13 protein-coding genes, 1 tRNA gene and 1 pseudogene are annotated in these 17,829 nt (G+C 67.7%); 4 read left to right on the forward strand and 11 right to left on the reverse strand.

Annotated elements, in window-relative coordinates; translation table 11 throughout:
* The first annotated feature begins 158 nt into the window (after positions 1 to 158).
* On the forward strand, positions 159 to 2,495 hold the full coding sequence (clpA, locus tag ACK8CO_RS04230) for an ATP-dependent Clp protease ATP-binding subunit ClpA (RefSeq protein WP_080615638.1): 2,337 nt from the start codon (positions 159 to 161) through the stop codon (positions 2,493 to 2,495).
* 1,398 nt (positions 2,496 to 3,893) lie between these two features.
* On the opposite strand, the gene ACK8CO_RS04235 is transcribed toward clpA, so the two are convergent.
* The 3 genes from ACK8CO_RS04235 to ACK8CO_RS04245 all read right to left on the reverse strand — a co-directional run bounded on the left by ACK8CO_RS04235 (position 3,894) and on the right by ACK8CO_RS04245 (position 6,219).
* Positions 3,894 to 3,968, reverse strand: a tRNA-Thr gene (locus ACK8CO_RS04235).
* Between the two features lie 54 nt (positions 3,969 to 4,022).
* Positions 4,023 to 5,681, reverse strand: coding sequence for an ABC transporter permease (locus ACK8CO_RS04240; RefSeq protein ID WP_080615637.1), 1,659 nt, complete (start codon positions 5,679 to 5,681; stop codon positions 4,023 to 4,025).
* A 256-nt stretch (positions 5,682 to 5,937) separates the two neighbouring features.
* A complete protein-coding gene (locus tag ACK8CO_RS04245) occupies positions 5,938 to 6,219 on the reverse strand; it encodes a DUF2312 domain-containing protein (RefSeq protein ID WP_042460048.1) in 282 nt (93 codons plus the stop codon).
* Between the two features lie 126 nt (positions 6,220 to 6,345).
* Here ACK8CO_RS04245 and ACK8CO_RS04250 point away from each other — a divergent pair, with 126 nt between their 5' ends.
* Positions 6,346 to 6,561 carry a hypothetical protein gene (locus ACK8CO_RS04250; protein WP_080615636.1) on the forward strand — a complete coding sequence of 72 codons (216 nt, stop codon included), beginning with the start codon at positions 6,346 to 6,348 and terminating at the stop codon, positions 6,559 to 6,561.
* Here ACK8CO_RS04250 and ACK8CO_RS04255 read toward each other — a convergent pair.
* Entirely contained in the window at positions 6,548 to 8,662 is a 2,115-nt protein-coding gene (locus tag ACK8CO_RS04255) for an enoyl-CoA hydratase-related protein (RefSeq protein ID WP_414898265.1), read from the reverse strand. The two genes, ACK8CO_RS04250 and ACK8CO_RS04255, sit on opposite strands and share 14 nt — an antisense overlap.
* Before the next feature lie 146 nt (positions 8,663 to 8,808).
* Positions 8,809 to 9,021 (reverse strand): hypothetical protein, encoded by a 213-nt coding sequence (locus ACK8CO_RS04260; RefSeq protein WP_414898266.1) that lies wholly within the window; start codon positions 9,019 to 9,021, stop codon positions 8,809 to 8,811.
* 753 nt (positions 9,022 to 9,774) lie between these two features.
* Here ACK8CO_RS04260 and ACK8CO_RS04265 point away from each other — a divergent pair.
* The gene (locus ACK8CO_RS04265; protein ID WP_414898267.1) at positions 9,775 to 10,245 is read left to right on the forward strand and encodes a TIGR01244 family sulfur transferase; all 471 of its coding nucleotides are present in this window, start codon (positions 9,775 to 9,777) and stop codon (positions 10,243 to 10,245) included.
* 21 nt (positions 10,246 to 10,266) lie between these two features.
* Here ACK8CO_RS04265 and ACK8CO_RS04270 read toward each other — a convergent pair whose 3' ends face one another.
* The 6 genes and pseudogenes from ACK8CO_RS04270 to ACK8CO_RS04295 all read right to left on the reverse strand — a co-directional run.
* Positions 10,267 to 11,418 (reverse strand): FliM/FliN family flagellar motor switch protein, encoded by a 1,152-nt coding sequence (locus ACK8CO_RS04270; RefSeq protein ID WP_414898268.1) that lies wholly within the window; start codon positions 11,416 to 11,418, stop codon positions 10,267 to 10,269.
* 95 nt (positions 11,419 to 11,513) lie between these two features.
* Entirely contained in the window at positions 11,514 to 14,222 is a 2,709-nt protein-coding gene (locus ACK8CO_RS04275; RefSeq protein ID WP_414898269.1) for an ATP-binding protein, read from the reverse strand.
* Positions 14,219 to 14,479 carry a hypothetical protein gene (locus tag ACK8CO_RS04280; RefSeq protein WP_414898270.1) on the reverse strand — a complete coding sequence of 87 codons (261 nt, stop codon included), beginning with the start codon at positions 14,477 to 14,479 and terminating at the stop codon, positions 14,219 to 14,221. Before ACK8CO_RS04280 ends, ACK8CO_RS04275 begins: the two co-directional genes overlap by 4 nt.
* A gap of 1 nt (position 14,480) precedes the next feature.
* Positions 14,481 to 14,849, reverse strand: a complete 369-nt coding sequence (locus ACK8CO_RS04285) for a response regulator transcription factor (RefSeq protein WP_080615631.1) — start codon at positions 14,847 to 14,849, stop codon at positions 14,481 to 14,483.
* 89 nt (positions 14,850 to 14,938) lie between these two features.
* Positions 14,939 to 15,880 (reverse strand): short-chain fatty acyl-CoA regulator family protein, encoded by a 942-nt coding sequence (locus tag ACK8CO_RS04290; RefSeq protein WP_414898987.1) that lies wholly within the window; start codon positions 15,878 to 15,880, stop codon positions 14,939 to 14,941.
* Positions 15,881 to 16,075: 195 nt separating this feature from the next.
* Positions 16,076 to 16,249: pseudogene (locus ACK8CO_RS04295) on the reverse strand (helix-turn-helix domain-containing protein); the annotation flags it as partial.
* Positions 16,250 to 16,473: 224 nt separating this feature from the next.
* Between ACK8CO_RS04295 and ACK8CO_RS04300 the strand changes: the two are divergent.
* On the forward strand, positions 16,474 to 17,823 hold the full coding sequence (locus ACK8CO_RS04300; RefSeq protein WP_080617960.1) for a substrate-binding protein: 1,350 nt from the start codon (positions 16,474 to 16,476) through the stop codon (positions 17,821 to 17,823).
* Positions 17,824 to 17,829 lie beyond the last annotated feature (6 nt).

The raw sequence follows: 17,829 nt of genomic DNA on the forward strand, positions 1-17,829 counted from the left end.
CGGGCCTGCCGAAAAACAGGGCGATCGCGGGACGGAGTCCAGGTTTTGAACAGAAAAAACTTGAAGCGGGCCAACAAAAACCAAAACTTAATCCTAAAGAGCAAAGGTAGAGGAACGGCAATGCCCACCTCTGCCACAGAAGGAAAGGAGCACGTCCCGTGCCTTCATTCTCAAACACTCTCGAGCAAGCCATTCACGCTGCGCTGGCCCAGGCCAATGCGCGCCGCCACGAACTCGCCACCCTCGAACACCTTCTCCTGGCACTGATCGACGAGCCTGACGCCTCCAAGGTGATGAAGGCCTGCTCGGTCGATCTCGAGGAGTTGCGCAAGACGCTGACCGAATTCATCGAAGATGAACTGGCAACGCTCGTGACCGATATCGAAGGCTCGGAAGCGGTGCCCACGGCGGCCTTCCAGCGCGTGATCCAGCGCGCCGCGATCCATGTCCAGAGCTCGGGCCGGACCGAGGTCACCGGGGCCAATGTTCTGGTCGCGATCTTTGCCGAGCGCGAATCGAACGCGGCCTATTTCCTGCAGGAACAGGAAATGACGCGCTATGACGCCGTCAATTTCATCGCCCATGGCGTCGCCAAGGACCCGTCCTTCGGCGAACAGCGCCCGGTCACCGGCGCCTCGGAATTCGAGGAGGAACCCCAGGCCGGTGCCGCGCAGCCCGAAGGCGGCGAGGCACGGGAATCCGCCCTGGCCAAGTATTGCGTCAATCTCAACGCCAAGTCACGCAAGGGCGATATCGACCCGCTGATCGGCCGCGACCAGGAGGTCGAGCGCTGCATCCAGGTGCTGTGCCGGCGCCGCAAGAACAACCCGCTTCTGGTGGGCGACCCGGGCGTCGGCAAGACAGCCATCGCCGAAGGGCTCGCGCGCAAGATCGTCGGCGGCGAGACACCCGAGGTGCTGTCGAAGGCCACGATCTTCTCGCTCGACATGGGGGCCCTGCTGGCTGGTACCCGCTATCGCGGCGATTTCGAGGAACGGCTGAAGGCGGTTGTGACCGAGCTTGAGGATCACCCCGACGCGATCCTCTTCATCGACGAGATCCATACCGTGATCGGCGCCGGCGCGACCTCGGGCGGGGCCATGGATGCATCGAACCTGCTGAAACCCGCGCTGCAGGGCGGCAAGCTGCGCTGCATGGGCTCGACCACCTACAAGGAGTTCCGCCAGCATTTCGAGAAGGACCGCGCGCTCAGCCGCCGGTTCCAGAAGATCGACGTGACCGAGCCCTCGGTCGAGGATGCGGTCAAGATCCTCAAGGGTCTCAAGCCCTATTTCGAAGAACACCATGAGGTCAAATACACCTCGGACGCCATCAAGTCGGCGGTGGAACTGGCCGCGCGCTATATCCATGACCGCAAGCTGCCCGACAAGGCCATCGACGTGATCGACGAGGCCGGCGCTGCCCAGCATCTGATCGCCGAAAGCAAGCGCCGCAAGACCATCGGCCCCCGCGAGATCGAGGCCGTGGTGGCCAAGATCGCCCGGATCCCGCCGAAGAACGTCTCGAAGGACGATGCCAAGCTGCTGAAGGATCTGGAAACCACCCTCAAGCGCGTGGTCTTCGGCCAGGACAAGGCGATCGAGGCGCTCTCGGCCTCGATCAAGTTGGCCCGGGCCGGTCTGCGCGAGCCTGAAAAGCCCATCGGCAACTACCTCTTCGCCGGCCCCACCGGTGTCGGCAAGACCGAGGTGGCCAAGCAGCTGGCCTCAAGCCTCGGGGTGGAACTGCTGCGCTTCGACATGTCGGAATACATGGAGAAACATGCCGTCAGCCGTCTGATCGGCGCGCCGCCCGGCTATGTCGGCTTCGACCAGGGCGGGATGCTGACCGACGGTGTCGACCAGAACCCGCATTGCGTGCTGCTGCTCGACGAGATCGAGAAGGCCCATCCGGATGTGTTCAACATCCTGCTGCAGGTCATGGATCACGGCAAACTGACCGACCATAACGGCCGGCAGGTCGATTTCCGCAACGTGATCCTGATCATGACCTCGAATGCGGGGGCCGCCGAACAGGCCAAGGCCGCCATCGGCTTCGGCCGCGACCGGCGCGAGGGAGAGGACACGGCCGCCATCGAGCGGACCTTCACGCCCGAGTTCCGCAACCGGCTGGATGCGGTGATCTCCTTCGCGCCGCTGCCGAAGGAAACCATCCTGCAGGTCGTCGAGAAATTCGTGCTGCAACTCGAAGCCCAGCTGATGGACCGCAACGTCTCGATCGAACTGACCCGCCCCGCCGCCGAATGGCTGGCCGAGAAGGGCTATGACGACAAGATGGGCGCCCGACCCTTGGGCCGCGTCATCCAGGAAACGATCAAGAAGCCGCTGGCCGAAGAGCTGCTGTTCGGCAAGCTCGCCAAAGGCGGCGTCGTGAAGGTCGGTGTCCGGGATGGAGAAATCGACCTGAGGATCGAGGAACCGGAGAAACGCCGCCTCGACTCCTCGAAGAAACCGCCTCTTCTGACGGCCGAATAGGCGCCAGAAAGGCGCGAAATCTGACAATGTTCCTGCGGCGGCCCCATACCCGCCGCAGGTTTTCATTTGCCCCAAAGCCCCCTGCCGTTCCAATCCCTGCGGCACGCCATCCGCCTGTGCCAAAGAGCGTCACAGGCCATCTTCGAGGGGCGCAGGCTTCCGGCTCCGGAAGAACCACCGCCCAGCTTAACCGTCGCTCCGACGACGCCCCTCCCCCGCATCGCGATCGATAAGGTAAAGGCGCTTCGCTCGACACCGGGCGACAAGCCCACTCCGGCCCAAAAGCGGCATTTTCCCACGCGGCTCATCGGGCTCCTCGATCCCCGCGGCCCCGTGACCTCGCGAGGTCGTCCATCGACCGCGTCATGTCTCGATCGACATCGGCCTCCCGGATCACGGTGGCGAGGGGCTTCCTCTCAGAGCGCCCCGGCTCGAGAAGGAACGGAGAAACAGGACAAGCGCCGACACTTCCGGCCCAGGCGCCATCGGTCGCGATGATGATAGCATATGGGCCGCGCCAGCCGTGCAGCGCTCGGTCCGCGTCGATCCCGGCGCAGAGTCCCCCTATCAATCGCTCTGCAGTATCCTCTTGCAAAGCGGCTCAGCACTGGGGCGCTTCTCCGCAAGCGCAGGCAGGTCCGTCATGGGGTTGGGCCTCGTGCCCATCCCCGGGATCAGTCGGGATCGGCCCACGACCTCGCCGAGAAACCCCATGACCACAGAAAGCGTCGCCTTGCGGCCCCACCAAACCGACCACGTATGGTCGCCCTCGCACCGTCCGAAGGCTGCCTCCAGTCTATCGCGACGGACGAGGGATCTTCATTTCACGACAAGGCATTTTCCGCCATTGATCCGAGGACAATGCCGGGCACCTCCGCTTCGCCGGATCGGGCGTGGGGGCATGACGGCCATTGATACGACGAGGGCCCGAACGGTTTCGCATGCCCTCAAGGATCGCGACATGGCATGCCGATATTGCGGGACAGTCGCAGGAACGGTGACGTACTCGTCGCACCGCGAAGTCCGGGCGGCAGGGGGCACGGCTCAAGATGACCTCGCCCCCACCCCGATGTCGCCGGTCTCATTATCCAGAGCGTTGCGGGCCTTCTGCCATTGCCTCCGGCTGGAGGAGCCATGCTTGCAGGCCCACCATTCATCCACATGACGGATCTCGACAGCGGTGCTGTCCGCCGACTGCTTCAGGGGCCTGCCCGCTTCACGCCTGCCGACTGAACGAGACCGAACAGTCGGCCCTCCGGATCAGGCTCTCGACCGCCCAGCCCGTTGCCCAAGAGCAAGGCCAAAGCCTCGGGACGGCTGCCGGACGACCAGCAGCGACCGGTCAAAGCGCCTCGTCCCTCGGGGACATCGGAAGATTTCACAGGCCCGGATGGGAATTGGTGCCCCCAGAGAGATTTGAACTCCCGACCTTCGGTTTACAAAACCGCTGCACTACCGCTGTGCTATAGGGGCGACGCCGCCTCTCCTATCATGGCGGGGCGCAACCGCGCAAGCGGCGGCCGCGGCTCAGCGATTGGCGCGCGCCAGAAGCCCGACTGCCACCAGCCCCACCAGACAGACCAGAAGCGCCGCCGGAGAGGCATCGGCCAGATTCTCGAGGCTGGCCTTGTCATAGACCCGCGTTGCGAGGGTGTTGTAGTTGAAGGGCCGCAGCAGCAAGGTCGCCGGAAGCTCCTTGACGCAGTCGACGAAGACCAGAAGCAGCGCGGTCCCGACCGAGGTCCGGATCAGCGGCAGATAGACCGCGGTCAGCGTGCCGCGCGCGCTGCGGCCAAGCGAGCGCGCCGCCATCGGCAGGCTCGGCGCGATCCGCCCCATTGCCGCATCGGCCGCCCCCTGCGCGATGGCGAAGAACCGCACCGCATAGGCATAGATGATGGCGAAAGCCGAGCCGGTCATCAGAAGCCCCGGATCGGTGCCGAACAGCCCGAGCCAGGTATCGGCCAGCGCATTATCGGCGGCCGCCATCGGGATCAGCAACCCCACCCCAAGCACGGCGCCCGGCGCCGCATAACCGATCGTCGTCACCGGCAAGAGCAGCCGCGGCAGCGCCCGGCCGGTCAGGCGCACGCCATAGACCAGGAAAAGTCCGGCCGCGACCGTCACGACCGCCGCGATACCGCCGACGCTGAGCGTATGGATCAGCGCCCGGAGCAGCCCCGGATCGGCCCAGCCTCCGCTATTGGCCAGAGCATGGCTGAGGATCACGCCCACGGGCAGCACGAAGCCGATGGCGACCGGCAACGCGCAGGCGGCGGTGGCGGCCCAGCCCGCAGCGCCCTCCAGCGGCACCGGCACCAGCGGACGGTGATGCCGGCCCAGATTGTGAAAGCGCAGATTGCGCCGGCTGACCTTCTCGAGCGCGACCAGCGCCAGGATCACCGCCAGGATCACCCCCGCGATCTGCGCCGCCCCCCCGGCATTGCCGCCCTCGAGCCAGACCGAGAAGATGCCGGCAGTCAGGGTCTGGACCGCAAAATACTCGACCACACCGAAATCGTTCACCGTCTCCATCATCGCGATGGCCGCTCCCGCGGCGATAGCAGGCCGCGCCAGCGGCAGTCCGACCCGCCAGAACAACGCCAGAGGCCCCGCGCCCAGCGCCCGGGCCACCTCGTAGGACGCCCCCGACTGCTCGCGGAAGGCCGCCCGCGACAGCAGGTAGACATAGGGATAAAGGGCTGCCGACAGCACCAGCACGGCCGCCCCGCGCGAGCGGATCTCGGGGAACCAGTAATCCTGCGCGTTGTTCCAGCCGAAGACCGTCCGGAGCCCGGTCTGCACCGGTCCGGCATATTCGAGGAAATCGACGAGCGCATAGGCGCCGACATAGGCCGGGATCGCCAGCGGCAGCAATAACAGCCATTCCAGCCAGCGCACCCCGGGAAAGCGGTACATCGAGACCAGCCAGGCCGCCCCCGCCCCCACCGCCGAGGCCAGCACCGCCACCCCGACCATTATCGTCACGGTGTTGCCCAGATAGCGCGGCAGCGTGGTCGAGATCAGATGCGGCCAGATATTCTCCTCTGGCGTCAGCGCCAGCACCAGGACCGACAGGATCGGCATAAGCACCAGCGCCGCGATCACAAGCGCGCCCAGCGACCAGGGGTCGGGCCGGAACCGGAGCCGGCGCGGCGGGCTTAGTTGAGAGATTTGGTCAGACATGGCGCCTTGCGTAGCGCAAAGCGCAAATCCTGTCCAGAATGCGCAACGTGGTCCTGACGCGGGCCCGCCTCCCGGATCTGGCCAGGACGGCCTTTCCCCGGCGCCGAGGCGCATTCCGGCCCCGGCCGGAGGAAAGACCGGCCGCCCGGAATGGCACCGGAAAGGCAGAGGCATCGCAGCGACTGCCGCGATGCCCGGGCGGCCTCATGGTGCCGCCATTGCAAGACAATGGGGTGTGGCCTGCGCCCGCATGCCTTCAGGCCATGCCCAGCGCTTCCTTGTAAAGTTCGAGGATCGCCTCTTCCTCGGCAATATCCTCCTTGTCGCGCTTGCGCAGTGAAATCACCTTGCGCATCACCTTGGTGTCATAGCCCCGCGCCTTGGCCTCGGCCATGACCTCCTTCTGCTGATCGGCGAGGTCCTTCTTCTCGGCCTCCAGCCGCTCGAACCGTTCGATGAACTGGCGCAGCTCGCCGGCGGTGACGCGGTAGCTGCTGTCGGCGGAACGGGTATCGTCCTGCTCGTCCTCGATCTCCATCGGGCCTGTGTCCTTCTGCTTGCTCGGGCTCCTGACGTAGCGAAGCCCCTTCTCAGCCGCAAGACCCTTGCGCGCGCCAGACGCTTGGACTAGGCGCGGGGTCGCCAATCCAGCGAGGAGGATGCAATGGAGGCTTTGATCTGGGCCGGAGCGGCCGTGTCGGTGCTGGGCCTTGCGGGCATCCTCTGGTGCATCCGCGACATGCTGGGCGCGCGCAACAGCGGCCTGCCGGAACCCGAGATGCGCGCCCGGCTGCAGAAGGCCGTGGCCAAGAACATGGCTGCGCTGGCGCTTTCTGCCATCGGCCTGATGATGGTCGTCGTCGGCATCATGCTGGGCTGAGCGCGCCCCGCCTTGGCGCGACCGCCGCTGCCAGATCGCGCCCGTTCTTGATCGCCTCGGCAATAAGCGGGTCCAGCTCCCAGATCCCGCCGCGCGGCCGCTCGGCAGCCATGTCGCGCAGGGTCTTGCGCAGCGACAGCAGCCCGGCCTCGTCCGCCGCCCGCATCGGTCCGCCACGCCAGCGTGCGACCCCGAGCCCATGGACCGCCGCCAGATCGAGCTCGGCCGCCGTGCTCACGCCCCCCCGCCCCAGCAACGCCGCCCCAGCCTGAACCATCCCGGCCAGCACCCGCGCCTGGATCTCGGCCCCGGCAAAGCTTCGCGGCGACCCGACCGCCAGGACCTCGCGCGCGGCGGCGACGATCTCGGCGACCTGGGGATCGGGCTCGGCCGTGCCACCCGCGCCGTAGCGGTAATAGCCCCGCCCGGCCAGATATCCCTCGCGCCCCTCGCGCACGAGCTGACCGGGGATCAGCACCGGCCGCAGCTCGGGATCGTCGCCCCCGGGCTGGCGACGGCGCAAGGCCAGCAGTTGCGGCAGCCCCACCCGGTCGGCCATGCGGTAGGGGCCAAGCGCCATGCCCCAGGCCTCCATCGCCGCATCGATCGCAGCCGGCGCGGCCCCGGCCTCGACCATGGCATCGGCCGCGTCCAAAGCCCCCAGCAACAGCACCAGCGACGGGCTTTCGCGCTCGGCCACCAGCACCAGCCGTTCGAGCCCCCGGGCCAGCGCGCCGAAAACCGCAACCGGGCGCGGCCCGCTGCGGGGCGAGCGGATCACCTCGGCCAGACGACAGCCCGGCACCGCCTCGGGCAAATGAAACCAGACCGTGTCGGCCTCGCGTCCGGCCGGGGCGCCGAGGGCCGAGGGGCTCGCCAGCGCGCCGGTCGCCGCCAGCACCGCCTCTGGCGCGGCCGCGCGGGCAAGGTCGGGAAACCGCGCCTGCCGCTCGTTCATCGTTCCGGATCCGGCCTCGATCACCACATCGCATCCGGTCAGCGCCGAGGGTCCGGGCCCCGCCGACAGCCGCGAGCGGTACCGCACCCGAGTCGCCTCGTCCCAGCCCACGGCAAGCCGCGCGGCGTCGAGCAGTGACTCGATCCCGGCGATGCCAGGCGCGAGCGCGGCGGCATCCGGTGCGCCCAGCCGCACCGATGGCCCGGCCGTCAGAAGCGCCGCCCCCAGCGCCGCCGCAGACGGCCCCCAGCCCCAGATCCCAATCCGGCGCGGCCCGGGTTCGGCCGGGACGCACGCGCGGGCATTCAGAACATGCTCGGCCGCAGCCAGATGGCACAGCGCGCGATGGGCCGCACTGTCGCGGCAATCCTCGACCGCCGCCTCCTCGAAGGCCAGCGCCGCCGCGGCGGGCATCATGGCCGCAGCCTCGACGCAATCGAGAACCGCCCGCCCTGCCCGGACCGCCCCATCGGGACCGGGCCCGGCGCGCAACCGCTGCAACAAGGCCTGCAGCGCCCGGAAGTCCGGCATCGGCCGCGACAGGGCCGGGCGCGGCCCGGCACGCTCGGCCAGAAGCCCCAGCACGAAGCGCAGTCCCGCGGCATCCAGATCGCCGTCGACCAGTGCATCGAGAAGCCCGGCCTGGCGCGCACTGGCAGCACTCAGCGGCCGGGCCGAAAGCATCATCTCGAGCGCCGTCAGCGGATCGGTCAGACGCGGCAGCCGCGAGGTGGTTCCGGCCTGCGGCGGCAGGCCCAGCGCGATATCCGGCAGACAAAGCGCGGCCGCGCGCGTCGCCACGCGATAATGGCAGGCAAGCGCCAGTTCGCAGCCGGCCCCCGTGGCAGGCCCCGGCAGCAAGGCAATCACCGGCACCCCGGCCGCATCTATGCGCCTGCAGATCGCCCCCAGAGAGACCTCCGCTCCGGAGGGGGCGGAAGATGTCGAGACCGCCTCTGCGGAAAACACCGCGCCGCGTGCGGCGATCATCACCGCCCGCGTCGATCGTGCCGCAAGGGCCGCGGTCAGACCGGCATCAAGCGCATCGCGCAACGGCGCGGTCAGGGCATTCTCGGGCGGCGTATCGAGCACAAGGCGCACCACCCCCGGCGCCGGATGCTCCACCGCCAAGACAGGCGCCATCATTCCTTCCCCCGTCCGGCCAGACCCGGCACGGCGCGACCGCCCGGATCCGAATTCATCGCAGGCCCATTAGGGAACGGTCGGGGCAGAAAGGCAACAGCCCGCCGCCCCGGGACAACCGCACATGGCGCCGGAGCGACAAGGTTTCAGACGGGCATGTCGTCGTAGAGATCGTCGGAATCGTCATCCTCGAGCTCCTGCTCGAGCCGCAGGATATCCTCAGGCACCGGCAGGCCAAGTGCACGCAGCTCGGCGATCTGGCCGCGCAACTCCTCCTGGAGCACGTGACGGTCCTCGGGCCGCTTCTCGATCTCTTCGAGGATCAGTGCGATCCCTGCCTTGAGCTGTTCGAACGCCATCCGTGTCTCCCCGTCATGGATGTGCAGGTTTGCGCGACCTCATGGGTCTCGTCATCCTGCTCGTCAGCCACCGCAGACGCAACGGCCCAGGGGCTGCAGCAGCCCTTGGTGCGCAAACGCCGGCCGACCTGGCTGGCCACGGTTCCGCTGGCCAGAAGGCTCTCGATCCGGGTCCTGATCAGGACGCGGGTTTCCTCGGGGACGGCGCTTTTGGAACGTGCTGGCATATGGCTGTGTCGGCTCGTTTGGCTCATCGGGCGGTTCCTATACAGCGGCCCCTATCGGACGCAGATGCGGCAAAATGGCGTTGCGGGAACCGCATCCCGCCACTCAACGGCGCCCTCCTCGCCGCAGCGCACGCAAAAACCGTAACTGCCCACCTCGATTCGCGCGAGGGCTGCACAGGTCCGACGAAAGCCGGCCCTTCCCGAACGATCCATCCCCTCAAGAAATTCACCCTCATCATACTCAACCGCAAGTTCAGCCCGGAGCCCGGCCTGACACAGGTCGCGTTCAGTCTCGATATCCTGGAGCCGTCCACACCCGCGCTGCCGGCCGCGCCAGCAACCGGCGCCTGCGCGCGCCCCGCCTCACCATGGTTCGCCCGGAGAATGCCCGGCCGGAGCCATGTGACATCATGGCGAAAAACCGGCATTGACACATGTCAAATCACGAAGGAACGCGCATTGCACCTCTGCGCAAAAGCCGCAATGCTGGGCTGGAACCATTGCACGAAAAGGGAACCGAACCACCATGGCAGAATACATGAACCGCAATGCCGCAGGGCAGGACCTGCCTCCGATGATGTGGCTGGACAAGGATTTCGCCGCAGCGCCGCAACCTGGAATTGAATATCTGGAAGCACTCGCGCAGGCAGGTTTCCGCTCAGTCATCTGCAACCGGCCCGATGAAGAGGTGGCGACAGATGAGGGCGCCGCAGCGATGGAAGCGGCAGCGCGGGCGGCGGGGCTCGGCTTTGCCGCGATCCCGGTGCACCATGCGCCGATCACGCCTGCCATGATCGAGGCGCAGGCCCGGGCGATGGCGATGCTTCCCGGCCCTGTCTTCGCCTATTGCCGGGCAGGCTTCCGGTCTTCGGTTATCTGGGCGCTGGCCCAGGCCGGGCGGCAGCCGACCGAAGACATCATGGCCGCGCTGGACCGGGCGGGTTTCGCCATGCCGGGCCTGCGCGAGCAGATCGAGGAACTGGCGCGCGGGCGCTGACCCGGCCAGGGGCTTTTGCCGTCAGGCCGACACGGAGGGGAAGTCCTCCGACAGATCGAGCGGCGCCGCGCCAAACCCGTCCCCGTCGAGGCCATTTTCAAGCGCATTCTCGAGATCGCTGTCGAGCCCTGCCGGATCGAAGGGGAATTCCTCGCCCCCCAGATCGAGCCCGTCGGCCGGGAGCCCCTCGGCCGCGAAATCGAGACCGCCCTCGTCGTCCAGACCGAACCCCGGTTCGCCCATTGGCAGCGCGGAACCAAGCTGCGGCGCCTCGAAACCCGGCACCTCGGTGCCGCCACCTTCGCTGTCGAGCTTGATCGCCCGGTCGCCATGCGCCTGGCCAAGCCGCCCGCCCGCGATCACGACACCGCCCGGCCCTTCGAGTTGCACCGCCCTCAGCGCCGCGGCGGGGAGCGGGATCAGATCGCCAGGGCGGAACCGGGCGATGGCCGCGGCCGAAACGCGGCTGCGCCAGAGCACCGCGTTGAGCGAAAGCTCGGCACCGAGAACGCCTGCGCGCAGCGCCTCGGGCCAGGGCCGCGCGACATTCCCGGCGGTCCTGGGGCGAACGACCGGCGCCGCCTCGGGCAAGGCGATGATCAGCCCGCCCGCGCGACCACGCCCGGCCACCAGCCTGAGCCGGTAAAGCCGGTAGCGTCCGGACGCCATGATCAGCGGCACATGGCGCGGATCCTCGATCCGGGCGCCCTGAGTATAGCCACTGGCCCAGTCGACGCCATCCGCCTCTTTCATGGCGCGGCCGAAACGTTCGAGCACCGGGTCGGTCAGATCGGCCAGCACCGCCGCATCGGTCGCCGTCAATGTCCGTTCCGGTGGCGCGGTTTCGGACAGGAACCCGATCAGCCGCCATTCGAGCAGCGCCAGCGCCAGTTCGGAGGAATAGACCACGAGACCGAGCCGCCCGTCGGATGTGCGCAGAAGGATCGGCAACGCGCCCGGCCCGATCTCGGCCTCGATCTCGGGCAGGCCCGCCTTTTCGGCCTTGCACTCCTCGACCAGGGCGGTCAGTCCGAAGGCATCGCGCGTGGCCCGCGCCATCTCGAGCCGGAGCGCGGCCGCACCGTTATTGCCGCCCCCCCGGGCGCCGCCCAGCGACACCCGGTCTTCGCCGAGAATGCGTCGCAGGATTGCATGATGTCCGTTTTCCGCCATGTCGCGTCCGTTCTCGATCGCCGTTCCCGATGGGTTCTCTCCGGTGATAGACCGCTCAGGGTTTAGAAAGGGTTGCCTCTAAAATGCGACCGATTTCAGGCGGCGTCGGCACAGCCAAGGGGGAGCGTCACCCGGAAGGCGGCGCCGCCCTGCCCGGGCAGATAGACGATCGCGCCCCCGAGCCGCAGCATGATCTCGCGGCAGATCGCCAGCCCCAGCCCGGCGCCGCCGGCCTTGCGCGGATCGGTCAGGCGCGAGAATTTCTCGAAGATGATCGACTGGCTGCGTTCAGGGATGCCGCTGCCATTGTCGACGAAATCGACCGCAACGGCGCCGTCTTCCTCGGCCACCGAAATCGTCAGCACCGGCTCGGCGGCATCGCAGTATTTCTGCGCATTGGTGACGAGATTGATGAAGACCTGGCTCAGCCGGTCGCCATCGGTCACGAGCGCCACCTGCTCGGCGGCCGGATCGCGCCGGATCGTCATCGACGCCCGCCCCGAGCCGCCGCCCCCGGATCCCCCTCCGGCCGCCGCGACCGAGCGGTCGAGCAGATCGGACAGGCTCACCGGTTGCGGATGCAGCGAGACCTGGCCGTTTTCCAGCACCGACAGATCCAGCAGGTCGTCGAGCAGCCGGGTGAGGCGCATGCTTTCCTGATGGATGATCCGGGAATAGTCGACCAGACGCTCGGGCGGGAGATCGTCGTTTTCCATCAAGATCTCGGAAAAAGCCCGGATCGAGGTCATCGGCGTGCGCAGCTCATGGCTGATCTGGCTGAGAAAGGCATCCTTCTGCACCGACAGCGAGGTCAGCTTCTCGTTGACCTCGCGCAGCTGGCGCGCGGTGCGGGCAAGCTCTTCGGACTTGGCCTCGAGCTGACTCGAATATTCCATCATCTGCGCGGTCTCGTCGGCGACCCTCATCAGATCCTCGACCGAGACCGAGGACCGACCGACGATCTGGCCGACCATCGCATGGGCCGTGGCCGCGCCCACCGATCCGGCCAGCTTGCGCTCCAGCCGTTGCAGGAATTCAGGGGTGGGGTCGGGCAGATAGCCCTGCTTGCCCTGATCGATGGCGGCCCGCTGGAACAGCCGCTGGGCATCGTCGGCGCCAAGGATGCGCTGCGCCATCAGCAAGAGGTCCTCGGCCTCGGCCCGCCCCTGGCTCCAGCCCTGCCCGGCCGGGGAATGATCGAAGACATTGACGAATTGCGCGGCCTGCAGCCGCTCCATCGGGCCGGGAAAATCGAGCATCGAGACCAGCGTGAAGGCCAGCGCATTGGCGCCCATCGAGAACACCACCGCATGGACCAGCGGATCGAGCCCGTCGAGCCCGAACAGCCCCTGCGGCCGCAGCCAGCCGATGCCCCAGGGGCCGTCGGCCAGCAGCCCCGCGCTCATGACGGCGCCCTCGCCGAAGCTGGGCAAAAACAGCGTATAGGCCCAGAGCGCGAAGCCAAAGGTCAGCCCGGCCAGTGCCCCGGCCCGGGTCGCGCCGCGCCACAGGATCCCGCCCAGCAGCGCCGGCAGGAACTGGGCCACCCCCGCGAAGGAAATCAGACCGATCTCGGCCAGCGCCTCGCTGCCGCCGGTCAGCCGGTAGTAGAGATAGCCCAGAAGCAGCACGCCCCCGATCGAGAGCCGCCGCGCCCGCAGGACCAGCTTGCGCACATCGCCCGACATGGTGGCCCCCGCACGCGTCCAGTGCAGGAAAAGCGGCATGACGATGTGGTTCGAGACCATGGTCGAGAGCGCGATGGCCGCGACGATGACCATCGATGTGGCCGAGGAGAACCCGCCGAGGAAGGCCAGCGTCGCCAGCCCGTCCTGACCGCGGGCAAGCGGCAGGGTCAGCACGAAGAGATCGGGATTGGCGCCGGGCGGCATCTCGGCCAGACCGACCGCGGCGATGGGCACCACGAACAGGCTCATCAGGAAGACATAGGCCGGAAAGGCCCAGGCGGCGGTGGCCAGATGACGCTCGTCCTCGTTCTCGACCACCAGCACCTGGAACATCCGGGGCAGGGTCAGGATCGCGGCCCCGGCCAGGAAGGTCAGTCCGATCCAGCGGCCGGGCGCCAGCGGCATGCCCGCCAGCGGCGAGGCCTCGATCCGCGCCAGCGTCGCCTGGGCGCCGCCGCCGATGCCCCAGACCACGAAGAGCCCGACCGCCAGAAGCGCGACCAGCTTGACCGCAGCCTCGACCGCGATGGCAGTGACGACGCCGTGATGGCGCTCGTTGGCATCGAGGTTGCGGGTGCCGAAGATCACGGTGAAGACAGCCAGCCCGGCCGCCACGCTGAAGGCCGCGGCCTTCAGATCGGTGGGCTGCCAGGGCCCGTCGGCGCCCGCCGCGGCAAAGACCGCGAAGGACAGCGTCACCGATTGCAACTGAAGCGCGATATAGGGCGTCGTGCCCACCACCGCGATCAGGGTGACGATGACCCCCAGCATGTTCGACTTGCCGTAGCGCGACGAGATCAGATCGGCGATCGAGGTGATCCGCTGGGTCTTGCCGATCCGCACCAGCTTGCGCAGCGTCCACCACCAGCCGATCAGCACCAGTGTCGGCCCGAGATAGATCGTGGCGAATTCGAGCCCCGAGCGCGCGGCATAGCCGACAGCGCCGTAGAAGGTCCAGGCGGTGCAGTAGACCGACAGCGACAGCGTGTAGATCACGGGCGAACGCAGCCAGCCATTGGTGCCGCGCGCGCCGCGGCGCTCGGCCAGGAAGGCGACGCCGAACAGAAGCGCGACATAGACGAGACAGATCGCGACCAGCATGTCGAAGGCGATCATGGCGCCTCGCCGGAAGGCTCGTCGGTCTCGCGCGGCACCGCGCGGATCAGGCGGGAGGACACGAAGGCCGAGGCGAGGATCAGCCAGAACCAGGCCGAGAACAGAAAGATCAGCATGCCCGAGCCGAGCCCCTCCTCGGCATCGAGCGCGGGGATCAGGAACAGCGCCGCCCCAAGCACCGGCAAAACCCGCGCCATGTCCGCGAGGCGACGCCGCCGGTATCCCTCGCGGGCCAGGAACAGCGGCGCGCGCGCCATCTCAGGCGCCCGTCAGTTCCCGCACCGAGGCCAGGACCTCGGTATTCGAGAACGGCTTGGCCATGAAGCGGCTCGCGCCCATCCGCTCGGCCAGGTCGCGATCCTTGACCTGCCCCTTGGCGGTCAGCATCAGCACCGGCAGCGCGCCGAGACCGGTATCCGAGCGGATGTCGCGCAGGATGTCGAAGCCCGACCGGCCCGGCAGCATCACGTCGAGGATCACGATATCGGGGCGGGTCTCGGCGACGCGGGCGAAGGCGGTGGTGCCATCGGCATGGGTGTCGACGCGCCAGCCGTCCCGGGCCAGAATGAAGCGGATCGCCTCGATGATGTTCGGTTCGTCCTCGATCAGCAGGACACGCTTGTCCATCCCCGGTCCCTTCCCTCCCCGTGCGGGCGTTCGCGCCCCGCTTGTGTCCCGACTATCATGCCAAAGCCCCGCCCTGTCAAAACCCCTGCTCAGAAGCCATCGGCCAGGATCGAGGGCTCGCGCCGGGCGACGCAGCCCCGGCGCGGGCAGATCCGGCAGGACGTGCCCACCGGCTGCGGCGCCAGGCGCGGCAGAGCGACCGTGCCCTCGGGCAGGATCAGCATCGCCGCCTCGAGCACCTGCGGCCCGTCGAACCCCGCCGCCAGTGCCGGCTGGCAGATCGCATAGGTCAGGAAACGCTGCGGCGCCGCGCCGCCCAGCTCGACCACCGCCCGCACCGGCGCCATCGGCCGCGACAATGCCTGATACAACGGCCAGAGCGGACAGGCCGCGCCGAAGCGGGGCAGCGCGAAGCCCTCGACCGGCTTGCGGAAGGTCAGCGTGCCCGAGCCGTCGCAGGCCACCAGCCCGACCGACCCGCCCGCGCGCTCTGCGGGCAGCGCGGCCAGCCGGCGAAAGGTCGCGCCCGGATCGACGCCGAAGGCCTGGGCCAACGCGCCCGGATCGAGCCCGGCGCCGCGCGCGGCCTCGGCGAAGCGCTGCAGCGGCATCAGCTCGGCATCGCGGCGGTAGCGTTTCAGATGCGCCAGTGCCAGCTCGCGCGCGGGGGCCGAGGTCAGCTCGCGCGCCTCGGCCACGATCCGCGCCGGATCGGGCGGCAGGCTGCGCTCGAGCTCTGGCAGATGCCAGTCGCGCGCCCGCAGGAAGGCCTCGACTTCCTCTTGCGGCGAGGATTGCACGCCCGGATCTTCCGTGCCCTCGTCGAGATAGGCCACCAGCGCCTGCGCCCCTTCGGCCAGACGACGGCTGTCATCGCTGAGATTGCGGTGGAAGCGGCGCTGCCACTCGGCGTCGATATCCTCGGTATCGGCCAGGATCGCCGCGGTCGAGCGGATCGAGGTCACCGCCGAGATCACCTCGTGCAGCGAGGCCGACAGGAACGGGTCATGGGTCATCCGGTCGGTCAGCATCTCGACCGTGCGCTCGAGCTCGCGCACCCGGCGGTGGCGCTCGGCGAGCAGTCCCGCCCAACCCGGGAACCGGCCCGCGAATTCCTCGATCCGGGGCAGATCGGCCTCGGCCGCATCCTGACCCGCCGCCGCCTCGCGCAGGGTCTCGATCAGCGCCGCACCGGCGCCTTCGGTCAGCGCCGAGGCCTCGACATCGAGGTTGCGGGCGATCTCGACCAGAAGCTTGCCGCCGATTCTGCGGCGATTATGCTCGATCAGATTGAGATAGGACGGGGATATTCCGGCCATTCTGGCCAGATCGGCCTGTCGCATGCCGATCATCGTCCGGCGTTCGCGAATCCTGGTCCCGGTCAGGGCGCTGCGCGGCATCCGAAAATCCTTATTTTTGCCAAGGGCTTTCTGCGACTGCACGACAATTTCTTTACGCCACCCTCTATGGACCTGTGTAATTGTTTACAAAAAAATCAAGCGCGGAAAAGCAGTTGTTGCCATGTTTTCGCAGCGCCCCCGATACTGGGGATGCTTTGTAAAGAGCCGGTCCCCGAGCAAGAGGAGGCAGGGGACCGACATTCAAGCATCACGGGAGGATGCCCATGACCAGACCGACCCTGACACGCCGTGGCGTGATCAAGACCGGGGCCTATGCCGGAGCGGGCCTTGCGCTGCCCACGATCTTCACCTCGCGGGCCCGCGCCTTCACCAATGCGCCCAGCGGCAGCACCGTCAAGTTCGGCTTCAACGTCCCGCAGACCGGCCCCTATGCCGATGAGGGCCTCGACGAGCTTCGCGCCCAGGAGCTGGCGGTCGAGCATCTGAACGGCATGGGCGATGGCGGCATGCTGAACACCTTCAGCTCGAAGGCGCTCGACGGCACCGGCATCCTTGGCAAGCAGGTCGATTACGTGACCGGCGATACCCAGACCAAGTCGGATGCCGCCCGTGCCAGCGCCAAGGCGATGATCGAGAAGGACGGCGTCGTCATGATCAATGGCGGCTCGTCCTCGGGCGTCGCGGTCGCGGTGCAGGGCCTCTGCCAGGAGGCCGGCATCATCTTCATGGCGGGCCTGACCCATTCCAACGACACCACCGGCAAGGACCGCAAGAAGAACGGCTTCCGCCACTTCTTCAACGCCTACATGTCGGGCGCGGCGCTGGCGCCGGTACTCGAGAAGGCCTATGGTACCGACCGCCGCGCCTATCACCTGACCGCCGATTACACCTGGGGCTACACCCAGCAGGAATCGATCCAGGCCTCGACCGAGGCGATCGGCTGGCAGACCGTCAACAACGTCTTGACCCCGGTCGGCGCGGGCGATTTCTCGTCCTATATCGCGCCGGTGCTGAACTCGGGCGCCGATGTGCTGGTCCTGAACCATTACGGCGGCGACATGATCAACTCGATCACCCAGGCGGTGCAGTTCGGCCTGCGCGACAAGCAGGTCAACGGCAAGAATTTCGAGATCGTGGTGCCGCTTTATTCAGAGCTGATGGCCGAGGGCGCGGGCGACAACATTAAGGGCGTCTACGGCTCGATGAACTGGAACTGGCAGCTGTCCGACCCGGGCACCAAGGCCTTCGTCAAGTCCTTCGGCGAGAAATACGGCCGGCCGCCGTCGAACTCGGCCCATACCTGCTATGTCCAGACCCTGCTTTACGCCGATGCGGTGGCCCGCGCGGGCTCGTTCGACCCCTGTGCGGTGGCCGAGGCGCTGGAAGGCTTCGAATTCGACGGCATGGGCAACGGCCCGGTCCTTTACCGTGCCGAGGACCATCAGTGCTTCAAGGACGTGCTGGTCATGAAGGGCAAGGACGACCCCTCGACCAAATACGACATCCTCGAGATCGTCGAGGTGACGCCGGTCGATCACGTCACCTATCCCCCGGATCATCCCATGTTCGGCGGCGCCGAGGCGACCCTCGGCCAGTGCAACAACGGCGCCTGAGCGCCC

Origin of the sequence: Rhodovulum sp. HP10, assembly GCF_047553435.1 — a bacterium.
In the GTDB taxonomy this organism is placed as follows: Bacteria; Pseudomonadota; Alphaproteobacteria; order Rhodobacterales; family Rhodobacteraceae; genus Rhodovulum.

Excerpts from the sequence above, each read along its gene's own strand:
- ACK8CO_RS04240 (WP_080615637.1), bottom strand. The coding sequence starts at position 5,681 with ATGTCTGACCAAATCTCTCAACTAAGCCCGCCGCGCCGGCTCCGGTTC.
- ACK8CO_RS04245 (WP_042460048.1), bottom strand. The coding sequence starts at position 6,219 with ATGGAGATCGAGGACGAGCAGGACGATACCCGTTCCGCCGACAGCAGC.
- ACK8CO_RS04250 (WP_080615636.1), top strand. The coding sequence starts at position 6,346 with ATGGAGGCTTTGATCTGGGCCGGAGCGGCCGTGTCGGTGCTGGGCCTT.
- ACK8CO_RS04255 (WP_414898265.1), bottom strand. The coding sequence starts at position 8,662 with ATGGCGCCTGTCTTGGCGGTGGAGCATCCGGCGCCGGGGGTGGTGCGC.
- ACK8CO_RS04260 (WP_414898266.1), bottom strand. The coding sequence starts at position 9,021 with ATGGCGTTCGAACAGCTCAAGGCAGGGATCGCACTGATCCTCGAAGAG.
- ACK8CO_RS04265 (WP_414898267.1), top strand. The coding sequence starts at position 9,775 with ATGGCAGAATACATGAACCGCAATGCCGCAGGGCAGGACCTGCCTCCG.
- ACK8CO_RS04270 (WP_414898268.1), bottom strand. The coding sequence starts at position 11,418 with ATGGCGGAAAACGGACATCATGCAATCCTGCGACGCATTCTCGGCGAA.
- ACK8CO_RS04275 (WP_414898269.1), bottom strand. The coding sequence starts at position 14,222 with ATGATCGCCTTCGACATGCTGGTCGCGATCTGTCTCGTCTATGTCGCG.
- ACK8CO_RS04280 (WP_414898270.1), bottom strand. The coding sequence starts at position 14,479 with ATGGCGCGCGCGCCGCTGTTCCTGGCCCGCGAGGGATACCGGCGGCGT.
- ACK8CO_RS04285 (WP_080615631.1), bottom strand. The coding sequence starts at position 14,849 with ATGGACAAGCGTGTCCTGCTGATCGAGGACGAACCGAACATCATCGAG.
- ACK8CO_RS04290 (WP_414898987.1), bottom strand. The coding sequence starts at position 15,880 with ATGCTGACCGACCGGATGACCCATGACCCGTTCCTGTCGGCCTCGCTG.
- ACK8CO_RS04300 (WP_080617960.1), top strand. The coding sequence starts at position 16,474 with ATGACCAGACCGACCCTGACACGCCGTGGCGTGATCAAGACCGGGGCC.